General features: G+C 62.6%; 14 protein-coding genes. 10 read left to right on the top strand and 4 right to left on the bottom strand.

Annotated features, from left to right (window positions below; translation table 11 throughout):
* Positions 1-56: 56 nt before the first annotated feature.
* The 5 genes from FUU19_RS10100 to ppnP all read left to right on the top strand — a co-directional run bounded on the left by FUU19_RS10100 (position 57) and on the right by ppnP (position 5,038).
* On the top strand, positions 57-623 hold the full coding sequence (locus FUU19_RS10100) for a heme acquisition protein HasA (protein ID WP_033642038.1): 567 nt from the start codon (positions 57-59) through the stop codon (positions 621-623).
* A 72-nt stretch (positions 624-695) separates the two neighbouring features.
* Complete coding sequence (locus FUU19_RS10095; RefSeq protein ID WP_304622308.1) at positions 696-2,474, top strand: type I secretion system permease/ATPase; 1,779 nt, start codon at positions 696-698, stop codon at positions 2,472-2,474.
* Entirely contained in the window at positions 2,471-3,802 is a 1,332-nt protein-coding gene (locus FUU19_RS10090; protein ID WP_060432541.1) for an HlyD family type I secretion periplasmic adaptor subunit, read from the top strand. The genes FUU19_RS10095 and FUU19_RS10090 overlap by 4 nt, the downstream gene beginning before the upstream one ends.
* 2 nt (positions 3,803-3,804) lie before the next feature.
* Complete coding sequence (locus FUU19_RS10085) at positions 3,805-4,596, top strand: energy transducer TonB (protein ID WP_230490059.1); 792 nt, start codon at positions 3,805-3,807, stop codon at positions 4,594-4,596.
* 151 nt (positions 4,597-4,747) lie between these two features.
* Entirely contained in the window at positions 4,748-5,038 is a 291-nt protein-coding gene (gene ppnP, locus FUU19_RS10080) for a pyrimidine/purine nucleoside phosphorylase (protein WP_230490060.1), read from the top strand.
* A 65-nt stretch (positions 5,039-5,103) separates the two neighbouring features.
* Here ppnP and rdgC read toward each other — a convergent pair whose 3' ends face one another.
* A complete protein-coding gene (gene rdgC / locus FUU19_RS10075) occupies positions 5,104-6,015 on the bottom strand; it encodes a recombination-associated protein RdgC (protein ID WP_004940461.1) in 912 nt (303 codons plus the stop codon).
* Between the two features lie 215 nt (positions 6,016-6,230).
* Here rdgC and mak point away from each other — a divergent pair, with 215 nt between their 5' ends.
* The 3 genes from mak to FUU19_RS10060 all read left to right on the top strand — a co-directional run bounded on the left by mak (position 6,231) and on the right by FUU19_RS10060 (position 7,864).
* Positions 6,231-7,145 (top strand): fructokinase, encoded by a 915-nt coding sequence (gene mak, locus FUU19_RS10070; protein WP_141970711.1) that lies wholly within the window; start codon positions 6,231-6,233, stop codon positions 7,143-7,145.
* A 102-nt stretch (positions 7,146-7,247) separates the two neighbouring features.
* Entirely contained in the window at positions 7,248-7,481 is a 234-nt protein-coding gene (locus FUU19_RS10065; protein WP_016928893.1) for a type II toxin-antitoxin system Phd/YefM family antitoxin, read from the top strand.
* Positions 7,478-7,864: a type II toxin-antitoxin system VapC family toxin gene (locus FUU19_RS10060; protein ID WP_033637281.1), complete on the top strand. Its 387-nt coding sequence runs from the start codon at positions 7,478-7,480 to the stop codon at positions 7,862-7,864. The genes FUU19_RS10065 and FUU19_RS10060 overlap by 4 nt, the downstream gene beginning before the upstream one ends.
* On the opposite strand, the gene licT is transcribed toward FUU19_RS10060, so the two are convergent.
* From licT to sbcD, 3 genes are all read right to left on the bottom strand, one after another.
* Complete coding sequence (gene licT, locus FUU19_RS10055; RefSeq protein ID WP_141970709.1) at positions 7,861-8,709, bottom strand: BglG family transcription antiterminator LicT; 849 nt, start codon at positions 8,707-8,709, stop codon at positions 7,861-7,863. The genes FUU19_RS10060 and licT overlap by 4 nt on opposite strands.
* Positions 8,710-8,940: 231 nt before the next feature.
* Positions 8,941-12,192, bottom strand: a complete 3,252-nt coding sequence (sbcC, locus tag FUU19_RS10050) for an exonuclease subunit SbcC (protein WP_230507118.1) — start codon at positions 12,190-12,192, stop codon at positions 8,941-8,943.
* Positions 12,189-13,421, bottom strand: a complete 1,233-nt coding sequence (gene sbcD, locus FUU19_RS10045) for an exonuclease subunit SbcD (RefSeq protein ID WP_230490062.1) — start codon at positions 13,419-13,421, stop codon at positions 12,189-12,191. The genes sbcC and sbcD overlap by 4 nt, the downstream gene beginning before the upstream one ends.
* Positions 13,422-13,636: 215 nt before the next feature.
* Here sbcD and phoB point away from each other — a divergent pair, with 215 nt between their 5' ends.
* Positions 13,637-14,326: a phosphate response regulator transcription factor PhoB gene (phoB, locus tag FUU19_RS10040; protein WP_004940438.1), complete on the top strand. Its 690-nt coding sequence runs from the start codon at positions 13,637-13,639 to the stop codon at positions 14,324-14,326.
* A gap of 24 nt (positions 14,327-14,350) precedes the next feature.
* Positions 14,351-15,667, top strand: a complete 1,317-nt coding sequence (phoR, locus tag FUU19_RS10035; RefSeq protein ID WP_230490063.1) for a phosphate regulon sensor histidine kinase PhoR — start codon at positions 14,351-14,353, stop codon at positions 15,665-15,667.
* The last annotated feature ends 3 nt before the right edge of the window (positions 15,668-15,670 follow it).

Here is a 15,670-nt window from a genome sequence, read left to right as displayed (position 1 = left end):
TCTTGAGCACAAGGGCGGCCTCGCAAGGGGCGCCATTCATCAATGGAGATAGAGAAATGGCATTTTCAGTCAACTATGACAGCAGCTTCGGCAGCTACAGCATCCATAACTATCTGAACGAGTGGGCGTCGTCATTTGGCGATATCAACCACACCAACGGTAACGTCACCGACTCCAACAGCGGCGGCTTCTATGGCGGCAGCCTGTCCGGCAGCCAATACGCCGTGACCAGCACCGCCAACAACGTTACCTCGTTCGTGGCGGGCGGCAACCTGACCTACACCTTGTTCAATGCCCCGGCGCACACCCTGTACGGCCAGCTGGATTCGCTGTCGTTCGGCGACGGCCTGAACGGCGGCGGCTCCACGCCGTACAACATCCAGGTGCCTGACGTCAGCTTCGGCGGCCTGAACCTCAGCAGCCTGCAGGCGCAGGGCCACGATGGCGTGGTGCACCAGGTAGTGTACGGCCTGATGTCCGGCGATACCGGCGCGCTGGAAACCGCGCTGAACGGCATCCTCGACGACTACGGCCTGAGCGTCAATTCCACCTTCGATCAGGTGGCGGCGGCGACGGCGGTGGGCGTGCAGCACGCCGACAGCCCGGAACTGCTGGCGGCCTGATCGCGGCCGTTTGCCCGCCGGCGCCGCGCGCCCCGGCGGGCGTTTTCTCGTTTTTAGCCGATGGAAAACGCCATGAAAAACGCCGTCAGGCGCGGAGAAGTGATGAGCGTGCTGGTCGCATACCGGCGCGGATTTTGGGGCATCGCGCTGTTTACCGCGGTGATCAATCTGCTGATGCTGGCCCCGGCGTTGTACATGCTGCAGGTCTACGATCGCGTGTTGCCGTCGGGCAACCGCATGACGCTGGCGATGCTGACCCTGATGGTGGTCGGCCTTTACCTGTTTATGGGGCTGCTGGAGTGGGTCCGCAGCCAGGTGGTGATCCGCCTCGGCGCCCAGATGGATATGCGCCTGAATCAGCGGGTCTACGACGCCGCCTTCGAAACCAATCTGAAAACCGGCAACCCGTTGGCGGGGCAGGCGCTGAACGATCTGACCAACCTGCGCCAGTTCGCCACCGGCAATGCGCTGTTTGCGTTCTTCGATGCGCCCTGGTTCCCGGTTTATCTGCTGGTGGTGTTTCTGCTCCACCCCTGGCTTGGCGCGTTGGCCAGCGCCGGGGTGATCGTGCTGGTGCTGCTGGCCTGGCTCAACCAGCGGGTGTCGCAAGCGCCACTCGCGGAGGCTGGCCGGGTCGCGCTGAGCGCCACGCAGCAGGCCAACGGCAACCTGCGCAACGCCGAAGCCATTGCCGCCATGGGGATGCTGACCGACTTGCGCCTGCGTTGGTTGCGGCAGCATCAGCAGTTCCTGCTGTTGCAGAACCGCGCCAGCGAGAAAATCGCCGCCGTCACCGCCTGGTCGAAAACCGTGCGGCTGGCGCTGCAGTCGCTGATGTTGGGCTGCGGCGCGCTGCTGGCGGTCAACGGCGACATTACGCCGGGCATGATGATCGCCGGATCGATCCTGATCGGCAGGGTGCTGGGGCCGATCGATCAGCTGATCGGCGCCTGGAAGCAGTGGTCGTCGGCGCGCCAGTCCCTGCAGCGGCTGGAGGTGATGCTGGCCGCCAACCCGCCGCAGGCGGCGAGCCTGCCGCTGCCGGCCCCCAATGGCACCTTGACCGTGAATCAGCTGGCCGCCAGCGCGCCCGGCGGGAGCGCACCGGTATTGCACGGCGTCAGTTTTCGTCTGGAGGCCGGTGAGGTGCTGGGCGTCATTGGTGCATCCGGCTCGGGCAAAACGCTGCTGATGCGCCAACTGGTCGGCGCGCTGACGCCGCTCAGCGGCGACGTGCGGCTGGACGGCGCGGATATCCGGCAGTGGGATAAACAGCAGCTGGGGCCGCATATCGGCTACTTGCCACAGGATATCCAGCTGTTCGCCGGTACCCTGACGGAAAACATCGCCCGCTTTGGCCAGGTTGACGCCGAGAAGGTGGTGACCGCCGCCGCGCTGGCCGGCGTGCACCAATTGATACTGCATTTGCCCAAAGGGTATGAAACTGAGCTGGGTGAGGGCGGCAGCGGCCTGTCCGGCGGCCAGCGTCAGCGGGTGGCGCTGGCGCGCGCGCTGTACGGTTCTCCGGCGTTGGTAGTGCTGGATGAACCGAATGCCAACCTCGATCGTGAAGGGGAAGAGGCGCTGCAGCGGGCGATCGAAGCGTTGAAGGCGCGCGGCACCACCATCGTGTTGGTGACTCACAAACCGGCGATCCTGGCGACCACCGACAAATTGCTGGTGCTGGCCGCTGGCCAGGTGCAGCACTTCGGCCCCAGTGACGCCATCCTGAAAAAGTTGCCTGGTTTTGCGCCCGCTGCCGTACCGGCCAACGTCGGCCGCAGCAGCGGTGGCTTCAACGTCAACTACGCCAACTTTGCCAAAACGGCCAGCGGTGAACGAAAAGTATGAGCAATCAGAGTGTGATCCCCGGCGATATCGACGCCCTTTCCCGACAGTTCGACGAAGGGCGCCATCTGCGGCTCGGCGGCTGGCTGGTGTTGCTGGGATTTGGCGGCTTCCTGCTGTGGGGGCTGTTGGCGCCGTTGGATAAGGGCGTGCCGGTTTCCGGCAGCGTGGTGGTGGCCGGTAACCGCAAGGCGGTACAGCACCCGAGCGGCGGCGTGGTGTCGCAAATTCAGGTGCATGAGGGGGACCGAGTCCGCGCCGGGCAGGTGCTGTTGCTGATGGATACCGTCGACAGCCGCACCCAGCGCGATGCGCTGCGCAGCCAGCAGTTGAGCAACGCCGCGCAGCGGGCGCGGCTGCAGGCCGAGCGTGACGGCCTGCAGGCGATCGCCTTTCCCGCGTTGTTGCAAGCGCGGCGGGAGGAGCCGGAAGTGATGTCGTTGATGCTGTTGCAACAGCAGCTGTTCACCAGCCGCCGTGCGGCGTTGCAGAGCGAGCTGGCGGCGATCGCGGAGAGCATCGCCGGATCGCAGGCGATGCTGGAGGGGATCCGGCAGTCTTACGCCAGCAAACAGCGGCAAAAGGCCATGTTGCAGGAGCAGCTGGGCGGCATGCGCAAGCTGGCGGCGCAGGGGTATGTGGCGCGCAATCGGCTGTTGGATCTGGAAGGACAGTATGCGCAGATTGACGGCCAGGCGTCCGAGGATACCGGCAATATCGGCCGCCTGGGGCGCCAGATCCTGGAGCTGAAGCTGCGGGCGATCCAGCGGCGGGAAGAGTATCAGAAAGAGGTCAGCAGCCAGCTGGCCGAGGTGCGGATGAAGCTGGACGAACTGGATAACCGCCTGGCCAAGGCGGAGGCCGATCTGGGCCATACGCAGGTGAAAGCGCCGGTGGCGGGCACCGTGGTGGGGCTGAGCGTGTTCACCGAAGGCGGCGTGATCGGCGCCGGTCAGCAGCTGATGGAGATCGTGCCCAGCGATCGGGGGTTGCAGGTGGAGGCGCGTATCCCGGTCGAGCTGATCGACAAGGTGCAGGTGGGATTGCCGGTCGAGCTGTTGTTCTCGGCGTTTAACCAAAGCACCACGCCGCGCGTCGAGGGCGAGGTGACGCTGGTCGGGGCCGATCGCCTGACCGACGAGAAAAGCGGCGCGCCCTATTACAGCGTGCGCGCCAAGGTCAGCGAAGCGGGGCTGCAACGCCTGAACGGGTTGGAGATCCGCCCGGGGATGCCGGTCGAAGGCTTCATCCGCACCGGCGAGCGTTCGATGATGAACTACCTGTTCAAACCGCTGACCGATCGCCTTCATCTGGCGCTGACGGAAGAGTGAGCATGTCGGTTTCGTCGCTGCCTTTCGCCGCGCCCGGTGCCGCCATGCCCTGGCGCCGCTGCCTGGTGCTGGTGCTGACGCTGCATCTGCTGGCCGCGGCGTTGCTCTGGCCCTGGCGAGACAAGGCCGCGCCGCCGTGGGTGCCACCGCCGGCGGTCATGGTGCTGATGGCCGCCGCACCGCAGGCCCCGGCCGAGGTAAAACAACCGCCGGGACAAAGGACGCCGCCGCCTCAGGTTGAACCGCCGGCACCGCCGGAACCCTTGCCGACGGTGAAGGTGCCTGAAGCCGTACGGCCGAACATCGCCGTACCGCCGAAGCAGAAAAAACCGCCCAAGCCGGTGAAGAAAAAAAACCTGTCGCGCACGCCGCCGCAGGAGAAAACGATCGCGCCGCCGAAGGTTCAGGAGCAAAGCGCCGGCGCGCCGCCGCCGGGCCGGGCGGATAAAACGGCCGCGCCGCAAACCCGCCTGATGCCCTATGCGCAAACAGGAGAGGATAGCTGGCGCAGCCGCATCAACAGCCGCCTTAATCGCTTTAAGCGTTACCCCAAAGACGCATTGCGGCTGAAGCGCCAGGGCGTCGGGCAGGTGCGTTTTACGTTGGACAGGCAGGGCCATGTGCTGGCGGTAACGCTGGTCAGCAGCGCCGGGCTGCCGTCGCTGGATCGTGAAATCCAGGCGCTGGTCAAACGCGCTTCGCCGCTGCCGACGCCGCCGGCGGACGCTTACGTCAACGGCACGGTGGAATTGACGTTGCCGATTGATTTCAGTTTGCGCGGCGCGGGTTTTTGACGCGGTGGTTTCATGGCGATGGCCTGAGCGTGACGCACGGAAACCTTTGCCTCTGCGCCGCGATCGCATTTCGCGCGAAAAACCAGTGACAGATCAACCGCAATCCCCCAATATGGATTTTCCATCAAGATGATTACGCGGGTGCCAGTCTATGCTGAAAGTGAATGAGTATTTTGCCGGAAAAGTGAAGTCTATCGGTTTTGACAGTAGCAGCATCGGTCTTACCAGCGTGGGCGTGATGGAAGAGGGCGAATACACCTTCTCCACCGCGCAGCCGGAAGAAATGACGGTGATCACCGGGGCGCTGAAAGTGCTGCTGCCGGGGGCGCCGGACTGGCAGGTGTTTACGCCGGGCGAGAAGTTCTTCGTGCCGGGGCACAGCGAGTTCAACCTGCAGGTGGCCGACGCGACCGCCTATCTGTGCAGCTATCTGAGCAAATAAATTTTGTTCGTTAGGGGAACGCAGGGCTCAGCGGATGCTGGGCCCTGGTCGTTTCTGAGGCGGGATTAACGCTGGGCTTCGCCGCCGAGCGCTTCGATGGTGTTTTTGATCAACGCCGCCAGCTCGCTGGTCATCAGGATAAAGTCGGCGTCAAAGCGCTGGGCGAAGTCATCGCGATCGATATCGTCGTTCTGCTCGCGCAGCGTGTCGGCGAACTTCAGGCGCTTGAGCGAACCGTCGTCCGACAGCATCAGCTGAATGCGCTCCTGCCAATCCACCGCCAGCTTGGTCACCAGCTTGCCGGCTTCGATGTGCACCGCGATTTCGTCGCTGATCAGATTCTGTTTCTTGCAGCGGATCACGCCGCCTTCTTCCAGAATCGCTTTCAGTTCCGCTTCATCCTGAATGGCGAAGCCGGCCGGCATCTCGCCGGAACGCACCCATTCGGTCAGCGTCAGTTCGATCGGGCTTTCCATGGTCAGCGGCACCACCGGCAGCGAGCCGAGGCTCTTGCGCAGCAGCGCCAGCGTATCTTCGGCGCGTTTGGCGCTGGCGGCATCGACCATGATCAGATCGTTGACGGTGTCGATCCACATGAAGGTCTGGTTGAAGCGGCTGAACGCGCGCGGCAGCAGGCTGTGCAGCACTTCGTCCTTCAGCGCGTCTTTCTCGGTCTTCTTCAGTTTGCGGTGTTGTTCCGCCTCCAGGCGCTCAATCTTGGCCTGCAGCTCTTGCTTGATGACCGGCGACGGCAGGATTTTCTCTTCTTTGCGCGCGCAGATGACGATCTGGCCGTTGACCGCGTGCGTCAGCGCATCGCTGTGTGAGCCCATCGGGGAGACCCAGCCGGTCTTCGCCATATCCTGGCTGCCGCACGGCGTGAAGGCGAACGCGCTGAGTTGTTTTTCCATTTCATCCGCGTTTAACGCCACTTCGCGGCTCAAACGGTAAACCATCAAATTCTTAAACCACAGCATAATGTTATCCCTGGCTGGGCGTGCGTTCGGCACGCTGATTCGTCAAAAGCAGGGCGGCATGATAACGAATTGACGCTGAAAAATCGCCCCATTCTCTCCGAATTGCGTCGCCGTACGCAGCGGAAAAGGCCTGGCCCGGGAGAGGGAAACAGGTGATTCATCCGCGCGCTTACATTAGGCTGTGGCAACGCTGCGTGGCATCGAGGAGAAAAAACGTGCGCATTGGCATCGACTTGGGCGGGACAAAAATTGAAGTGATTGCGTTGGCGGACGACGGGCGAGAGCTGTTTCGCCATCGCATCGCCACGCCGCGCCATGACTATGGGCAAACCCTGGCGGCGATCGCCGGGCTGGTGAAGCTGGCGGAAGATCATACCGGCGAATGGGGATCGGTCGGGATCGGCATTCCCGGCACGCTGTCGCCGTTTACCGGGCGGGTGAAGAACGCCAACTCGGTATGGCTTAACGGCCAACCGTTGGATAAGGATCTGTCGGCGCTGTTGGCGCGCGAGGTGCGTATCGCCAACGACGCCAACTGCCTGGCGGTGTCGGAAGCCACCGACGGCGCCGGTGCCGGCGCGCAAACCGTGTTTGCGGTCATTATCGGCACCGGCTGCGGCGCCGGCGTGGCGCTGAACGGCCTGGCGCATTCCGGCGGCAATGGCATCGCCGGCGAGTGGGGCCACAACCCGCTGCCGTGGCAGGATGACGATGAGCTGCGCTACGCCCGCGACGTGCCGTGCTACTGCGGTAAGCCGGGCTGCATCGAAACCTTTATTTCCGGCACCGGTTTCGCCACCGACTATGCGCGCCTGAGCGGCAACGCGCTGCAAGGGCACGAGATCATGGCGCTGAGCGAGCGGGGCGATGCGCTGGCGGAGCAGGCGATCGTTCGCTACGAAATGCGGCTGGCGAAAGCGTTGGCGCACGTGATCAACATTCTGGATCCGGACGTGGTGGTGCTCGGCGGCGGCATGAGCAACGTGGATCGCCTGTACCGCACGGTGCCGCAGCGGGTGAAAGATTGGGTGTTCGGCGGCGAGTGTGAAACGCCGATCCGCAAGGCGGTTCACGGCGACTCCAGCGGCGTACGCGGTGCGGCCTGGCTGTGGCCGCAACAGCAACGCTAAACGTTGCAACAAAGCGCGAGGCTGCTCGCGCTTTAAACCCTTTCCTGTACAAAAACTGGACGGCGCCTTATGCTTTAGCTAACTTAGCTAAGGAGGACGCGTATGCCGATTCAGGCCAATATGCACGAAGCCAAATCCAATCTGAGCCAGTTGGCGGACAGAGCCGCGGAGGGAGAAACCGTGATTATTGCAAAAGCAGGGAAGCCGTACGTACAGCTGGTTGCCATCAAGGGGGAAGCGCGCCGCCCTGGCGCCGCCAAGGGCAAGTTCACCGTGCCGGCGGATTTCAACGCGGGGGACGCGGCCATTGCGGCGCTGTTTGAGGGCGATGAATGAAGCGCTTGCTGCTGGATACCCACGCGTTGCTGTGGTGGCTGATTGATGACGCCTGCCTGGGCGCGAACGCCAAAAGGCAGATCGCCGATCCCGGCAACGCGGTATACGTCAGCGCGGCCAGCATTTGGGAGATCTCGATCAAGCAGGCGCTGGGCAAGCTGGCGCTGCCGGAAGATATCTTTGCGATCATCGAGGCCGAAGATTTTCTGGCGCTGCCGATGGACGCCTTTCACTGCCAACAGGCCGGGCAGTTGCCGCCCTATCATCAGGATCCTTTCGATCGCATGCTGATCGCACAGGCGCAGGCCGAAGGGCTGACGCTGATCTCCGCCGACGCGGTGTTTCCGCAGTACGGCGTGCGGGTGGCGGACGCCCGCCGTTAAGCCGGTTTTTCCTCGCTTTCGCTGCGCACCCGTTCGATATGAATAGTCAGGAACATCATCTCTTCCGTGGTGAGCTGATGCTGATAGTGCTTTTCGATGTGGCGGTTGATCTTGCCGGCGCAGGCGAATGACTCACGGTATTTCTCTTTCACCACCTGATACAGCGAGTCGTCGTCGCTGTCGACGTAGTTTTTCCCCAGCAGGCGCTGGGCGAAGAATTTCAAATGGGTGACAAAACGGTGGTAGCTCAGGGCTTCCTCATTGTAATCAAAGCGGAAGTGGTATTTGACCAGGTTGAGGATCTCTTGCATCACGCGGGTGATGTGCAGCGTGTTGTGCATCTCGTCGTTAAGCTGGGCGTTGACCAGGTGTAGGGCGATAAATCCGGCTTCGTCTTCCGGCAGTGCGGTATCCAGCCGTTGGGCGATCAGGGCCAGCGCCTCCAGCCCGACGGCGAACTCGGCCGGATAGAGCTTTTTAATCTCCCACAGCAACGCATTTTTGATATCCAGCCCTTGCGCATGGCGCTGCAGGGCGAAGTGGATGTGATCGGTCAGCGTGATGTAGACGATGTTATGCAACTTGCCCGGCAGCCGTTCGCGGGCAAGGGTAATAATCCTGTCGGCGGTGGTGACGCAGGCCAACGGGATCTCGGCGAGCAGCTCTTTATAGCGTTCGGCGATTTCACCGCCGTTATGAGTGAACACCTTTTCGATCAGGCTTTCATCCAGCGTGTCGCCGGGCTTCTTTTTAAAGCCGATTCCTTTTCCCATTACCACCGTCTCTTCGTGACGGTCGTCCAGCGTAATCACCACGTTATTATTGAGTATTTTAGCGATTTTCATGGTCTTTCCCGGTGTTTCAGCATCCTGAAAACGAAAAAACCTGACGCCCGGAAGCGATCCCGGGCGTCAGGTTTTGCCTGTATTTTATGTTTCTGCCCTGCGGCCTGAGCGGCGGAGGGGATACAGTAACAATCCTGTTATGCCTGCATAATAACCCGTGCTCGCCGCGGCTCAACGCTTTTCACCGCGGAGTGCCGCCACGGTCACACTTCTGCGCCGCGCGCGGCGGGATCATTCCAGCCTGAAGTGCGCCTCCAGCCGGCTGACGCCAAGCCCGTTGACCTTTTTCACCTTGATTTGCACCGGAATACGCTCTTTCATCGCCTCGACGTGGCTGATCACGCCAATGGTTTTACCGGAAGCATTCAGGCTGTCCAGCGCGTCCAGCGCGGTATCGAGGGTTTCGGCGTCCAGCGTGCCGAAGCCTTCGTCGAGGAACAGCGAGTCGATGCTGGTTTTGTGGCTGACCAGATCGGACAACGCCAGCGCCAGCGCCAGGCTGACCAGGAAGCTCTCGCCGCCGGACAGGGTGCGGGTATCGCGCAGCGCATCGGCCTGCCAGGTGTCCACCACCTGCAGCTCCAGCGCTGCGCTGGTTTTGCGCTGCAGCAGGTAGCGCCCGTGCAGCCGGCCGAGCTGAAGGTTGGCCAGGTAGACCAGGTGATCGAGCGTCAGCCCCTGAGCGAAACGGCGGAACTTGTCGCCTTCTTTCGAGCCGATCAGCTGGTTGAGGTAGCTCCAGTCGTCGTAGTCTTGCTGGCTGCGGGCGATTTGCTCGAACAGCGCCTGTTGATTGAGACGGCGGGCGGCGTCGCTTTCCAGCTGGTTGCGCAGTTCGCCCTGGCTCAGCTGCAGCGCCTTCAACTGCTGTGCCAGCGCGGCCAGCGATTGGGTGAGCGCGTCGAGATCCGCGTTGGCTTCATCCACCCCTTCAGGGCGGTTCAGCCGATGCTGCTCCAGCGTTTGCGTCGCCTGAGTCAGCAGGGCCGCAGCCTCTACCTGCCGCTGTTGCAGTTGCTCTTTGCGCTGCTGCAATTCGCGGCGCAGAGCGTCGTCCAGCAGCGCGGCGGCGAAGGCGGTTTCATCGGCGAATTCGCTGTCGGCCAGCGCCTGCTGCCATTGCTGCTGCGCCTGCTGCAGCCGTTCCTGCATTTGGGTGTGCTGTTGTTGTAACCCGGCCTGTTGGCCGGCCAGGCGTTCGCGCAGCTCCTGCGCCTTTTGCCACTGCTCGGCGGCCTGCAAGCAAGCCTGTTCACAGGCGGTTTGTTTGGCGCGCAGCTGTTCCCGCACCTCGGCGACCCGCTGTTCGCCGAACAGCGCCAACCGCTGCGCACGCCGCTCGGCGAGGGTTTTCTCGCCTTCCTGCCAGCGTTGTTGCAGGTCTTGCTGCTGTTGCAGGCTGTCGGCATGGGTTTTCTGCAGCAGCGTAAAGCGCTCTTCGAGCAGCGCCAGCTGTTGCTGCGCCTGCTGCTGCTGCGTTTGCAGAGCGGCGAGCGCGTCTTTTGCCTGCTGTACCGCCTGCGCCGCCTGTTCATGCTGCTGCAGCGCGTGTTGCCCGCACCGCTCTTCGTCGTCGCAGCCGCTCAGCCAGGCGCTGAGTCGCTCGCTCTCCGCCAGCGTAAAGTCGAACGCCAGCGGTGCGCTGAGCTGCTGCCACTGCTGCTGTTGGGCAGCCAGCTGCTGTTCATCCTGCGCGATAGCCTGCTGTTGGCGTTGCTGCTGCTCTTGCAGGCCTTCACAGCGGGTGCGCAGCTCGGTGCCCTGGGTTTGCAGTTTCTCGGCGAGGGTGCGCATCTCAACCAAGCGTTGTTCCGTCGCCGAAGGCTGCACTGCCTGATATTGCTCCACCGCCGGGTGGCTGGTGGAGCCGCACAGCGGGCAGGGGGCGCCGCTCTGCAACAGGGCGCGCTCCGCTTCCAGACTGACGATGCGTTTTTCCAGCTCGTGGATCCGCTCCACTTCCTGCAGCTGCGCCTTGTGCTGTTTGAATTGCTGACGCGCGTTCTCCAGCTGGTGTTGCGGCCCGGCGAGCTGCGTTTGCCGCTCGGCGTGCTCCGCCTGTTGCCGGGCCAGACGCTCGCGGGTCTGACGGTAAAGGGAAGCGAGCGTAAATAACTGCTGGCGCGTCGGGCGCAGGTCTGCCAGGGTGCTCAGGCGCTGGCGCAGTGGGGCCAGCGGCGTTTGCGCATCCAACGCCTGCTGCTGTTGCTGTTGAGCGGCCAGCGCTTCACTCAGCGCATTCAACTGCTGCTGATGCTGTGCGGCCTGCGTCGTCAGCTGGCTGCGCTGAGCGGTGAGCTGCTCCAGCGTAGTTTGCTGCTGGGCGCACTGCTGCGCGGCGGCATCGACGGCCTGTCGCCGTTCGGCCTGTGTCGACTGCAGTTGGGCTATTTGGTGGTCAAGCGGAGCGACTTGCTCATCGATCAGCTGTTGCTGCTGCCGCATATGCTCGGCATGGGTTTGCTGCGCCAGGCGGGCTTTTTCCACCGCCTGCTGCAGCGGTGCCAGCTGCGCCGAGTGCTGTTCCTGTTGCTGCGTCAGCTGGGCAGCCTGCTGTTGTATCGTTTGTAGCTCGGTGCGGCAGCGATCGCGTTCGCCGCGCAGCGGCCGCAATTTCTCGGCCGGTTCGCTGAGCGCCAGCCGCTGCAACTGCGGGGCGGCCTCGGCCTGCTCGCGCTGGGCGGTTTCCAGCCGCCGTTGACCCTCGTTTTGCTGTTGCCGGAGGCGTTGCCATTGCTGCAGCCAGCTCAGCGCCTGTTGCTGTTGCTGAGTTTGCTCGCCGAGAGCACTTTCCTGCGTGCTCAGCGCCGTCAGCTGTTCAGTCAGGGAGTGGCGCTGTTCATCATTCAGCAACTCGATGCCGCTGGCGCGCTGGTGCAACGCATCCAGGTCGGTTTTGGCCTGCTTGTGCGACTCGAACACCTGTTCGGACAACCGCCCGTAGATTTCGGTGCCGGTCAGCTCTTCCAGCAGCTCGGCGCGATCGTTGGCGTCGGCGTTGAGGAACGCGGCAAACTGCCCTTGAGACAGCATCATCGATTTGGTGAAGCGGCCGAAGTCCAGCCCGGTGATGGCGGCGGTGATCTCCAGCTTGTCGCGTACCTTATCCGCCAGGATCTTGCCGTCCTCGCGGCGCGCCAGTTCGACCTTCGGCGCCTGCAGATTGCCGTCCGGCGCATTTTTGGCGCGGCGCTGGCTCCAGAAGGCGCGATAGCCGATGCCCTTGACCTCGAATTCAACCTCCGCCAGCGATTCGGCGGTGTGGCGGGTCATCAGCTCATTCTGGCTCGGCGTGACGTTGAGGCGTGGCGTCTGGTGGTACAGCGCCAGGCAAATGGCGTCCAGCAGGGTGGTTTTGCCCGCGCCGGTCGGGCCGGTAATGGCGAACAGACCGTTGCTGGCGAACGGCTCGGCGGTGAAGTCAATTTTCCATTCGCCCTGCAGCGAGTTGAGGTTTTTTAACCGCAGGCTGAGGATCTTCATGAGTTGGTCTCCTCAGGATTGTGCTGCACCGCATCGACCACCTGGCGGAACAGTTGGTGCATCCGCCGTTGGCGCGCTTCGGGCATGTCGGCCTCCTGAGCCAGGCGCCGTTCGAACACCTCGTTGACGCTCAGCTCGTTGAGCGTTTCTTTGTCCTGCTGCGCGATCGCCTGGCGGCGTTGCTCTTTGCTGCGCCGCAGCAGTACCACTTCCACTGGCAGCTCATCCGCCATCAGTTGGATGCGGCGTTGGATATCGCTGAGGTAGTCCTGCGTCGCCACTTCGATATCCAGCCACACCGGCAGCTCGCCGGCATAGTCGGCAAATTGCTGCAGTTGCCGTTCGATCTCGGCCAGATCGCCTTTGATCAGCTGCATGGGCTGGAACTGCGGGATCGTTAACGCGTCTACCCGCTGGAGGGCGCCGTCGGCGAAATCGACCAGGAAGACGCTTTTGGCTTTGCCCAGTTCATCGAAGCTGAGCGGGATCGGCGAGCCGCTATAGCGAATATGTTCCGACTTGGCGACGTTCTGCGCGCGGTGAATGTGGCCCAGCGCGATATAGTCGGCAGGGGGGAAGGCCTGCGCCGGGAAGGCGTCCAGGGTGCCGATATAGATATCGCGCACCGAGTCGGAGGTAGTGACGCCGACGGTGGTCAGGTGGCCGGTGGCGACGATCGGCAGCGGCAGGCCCAGCCGATCGCGGCGCTCGCAGGCCGCCTGATACAGCGCCTGGTAATGTTCGGCGATGGCTTCCTGCAGCGCCTGCTGTTTCTGTACGCCGGATTCGCCGGCGCGGCTGGTGAGCAGATCGCGCGGCCGCAGAAACGGAATGGCGCACAGCACGGCACCCGGCTGACCGTCGCGCCGGTTAAGCACCACGATCTGCTGCTCGATGGCACCCTGCGCGCTCGCGATCACCGTGGTGTTCAGGCAAGAGAGCAGTTCCCGCGATTCGTTCAGCGTCGCGACCGAATCGTGGTTGCCGCCCAACACGACCAACTGGCAGCCGGTGCGCTGCAGGTCCACCACGAAGCGGTTGTACAGCTCGCGGGCGTAGCTGGGTGGCGAGCCGGTATCGAACAGATCCCCGGCGACGATCAGCGCATCCACCTGCTGCTGCTCGATCTGCTCGATCAGCCAGTTCAGAAAAGCCTGGTGCTCGGCGGCGCGGCTTTTGGTGAAAAAGTACTGGCCAAGATGCCAGTCAGAGGTGTGGATCAGGCGCATGACACTCCCGGATGCAAAGATAATGGCGATGATTATAAAGGCCGCGGCGGCGGCTGTCCCGGCGCAATGGCGATGACCATGGAATGATTTTTCTTTGCGCCGGGAAATAATCGCTATGCTTACTGCCTATAACAGCCGCTTTTTTTCATAAAAGTGTCACAAAACTGACGCATAATGGCGCCCGCAAAGTCGCTAACACATTGGCAGGATTGACGATGGCAAGACGCATACTGGTGGTGGAAGACGAAGCGCCGATCCGTGAGATGGTGTGCTTTGTGTTGGAACAGAATGGTTACCAACCGTTGGAAGCCGAGGATTATGACAGCGCCGTGACGCGCCTGTCTGAGCCGTTCCCTGATTTGGTGTTGCTCGACTGGATGTTGCCCGGCGGTTCCGGCATTCAGTTCATCAAACATATGAAGCGCGAAGCGCTGACCCGCGATATCCCGGTCATGATGCTGACCGCGCGCGGCGAAGAGGAAGACCGCGTGCGCGGCCTGGAAGTGGGGGCGGATGATTACATCACCAAGCCGTTCTCGCCGAAGGAGCTGGTGGCGCGCATCAAGGCGGTCATGCGCCGCATTTCACCGATGGCGGTGGAAGAAGTGATTGAAATGCAAGGGCTGAGCCTGGATCCATCCTCCCACCGCGTGATGGCTAACGATCAGGCGTTGGACATGGGGCCGACCGAGTTCAAGCTGCTGCACTTCTTTATGACCCACCCGGAGCGCGTTTATAGCCGCGAGCAGTTGCTTAATCACGTCTGGGGCACTAACGTTTATGTGGAAGACCGTACCGTTGACGTGCATATCCGTCGGCTCCGCAAGGCGTTAGAAACCAGTGGGCATGATAAAATGGTTCAAACCGTTCGGGGCACCGGCTACCGGTTCTCAACGCGCTACTGATCGCGCTGCGCTGGAGAATATGCCGTGTTAGAACGTCTGTCGTGGAAGAGGCTGGCTCTGGAGCTGGCTCTTTTTTGTTTGCCCGCTTTACTGCTGGGGCTGATTTTCGGTCATCTGCCCTGGTTCCTGCTGGCCTCCGCGCTGGCTGCGCTGGTGTGGAATTTCTACAACCAGCTCAAACTCTCCCATTGGCTGTGGATCGACCGCAGCATGACACCGCCGCCTGGCCGCTGGAGCTGGGAGCCGCTGTTTTATGGCCTGTATCAGATGCAGCAGCGCAACCGCCGCCGCCGGCGCGAGCTGGCGCTGCTGATCAAGCGCTTTCGCAGCGGGGCCGAATCGCTGCCGGATGCGGTGGTGATGACCACCGTCGAAGGCAACATCTTCTGGTGTAATGGGCTGGCGCAGCATCTGCTCGGCTTCCGCTGGCCGGAAGACAACGGCCAGCACATCCTCAACCTGCTGCGCTATCCGGAATTCAGCCACTACTTGCAACAGCAGGAGTTCTCGCGCCCGCTGACGCTGCAGCTGAACAACGAACACTACGTCGAATTCCGCGTGATGCCGTATTCCGAAGGGCAGCTGCTGATGGTGGCGCGCGACGTTACCCAGATGCGCCAGCTGGAAGGGGCGCGGCGCAACTTCTTCGCCAACGTCAGCCATGAGCTGCGCACGCCGCTGACGGTGCTGCAGGGCTACCTGGAGATGATGGGCGACGAAGAGCAGGACGGCTCGCTGCGCAGCAAGGCACTGAGCACCATGCAAGAGCAGACCCGCCGCATGGACGGGCTGGTCAAGCAGCTGCTGACGCTGTCGCGCATCGAGGCGGCGCCCAATGTCGACATGAACGAGCGGGTGGATATCCCGCTGATGCTGCGGGTGTTGCAGCGCGAGGCGCAGTCGCTGAGCGGCGGCAATCACGAGATCACCTTCCGGGTGAACGAGCAGCTCAACGTGTTCGGTAATGAAGACCAGTTGCGCAGCGCGGTGTCTAACCTGGTGTACAACGCGGTCAATCACACGCCGAAGGGCACCCACATTGAAGTGAGCTGGCAGCAGACGGCGCACGGCGCGCAGTTCCAGGTCAGCGACAACGGGCCGGGCATCGCCGCCGAACACCTGCCGCGGCTGACCGAGCGTTTTTACCGCGTCGACAAGGCCCGTTCGCGCCAAACCGGCGGCAGCGGGTTGGGGTTGGCGATCGTCAAACACGCGCTCAGCCATCACGATGCGCGGCTGGAGATCCTCAGCGAACCGGGGATTGGCACCCGCTTTATCTTTACCTTACCCAATCGGTTGATTGTTCCCGCCGCTTTATCAGAGAATGCGGTGAAAAATTAACGC

This window comes from Serratia montpellierensis (assembly GCF_020858655.1).
In the GTDB taxonomy this organism is placed as follows: Bacteria; Pseudomonadota; Gammaproteobacteria; order Enterobacterales; family Enterobacteriaceae; genus Serratia; species Serratia montpellierensis.
The sequence above is the reverse complement of the archived record's forward strand: the minus strand, read 5'-3'. Positions and strand labels throughout refer to the sequence as shown.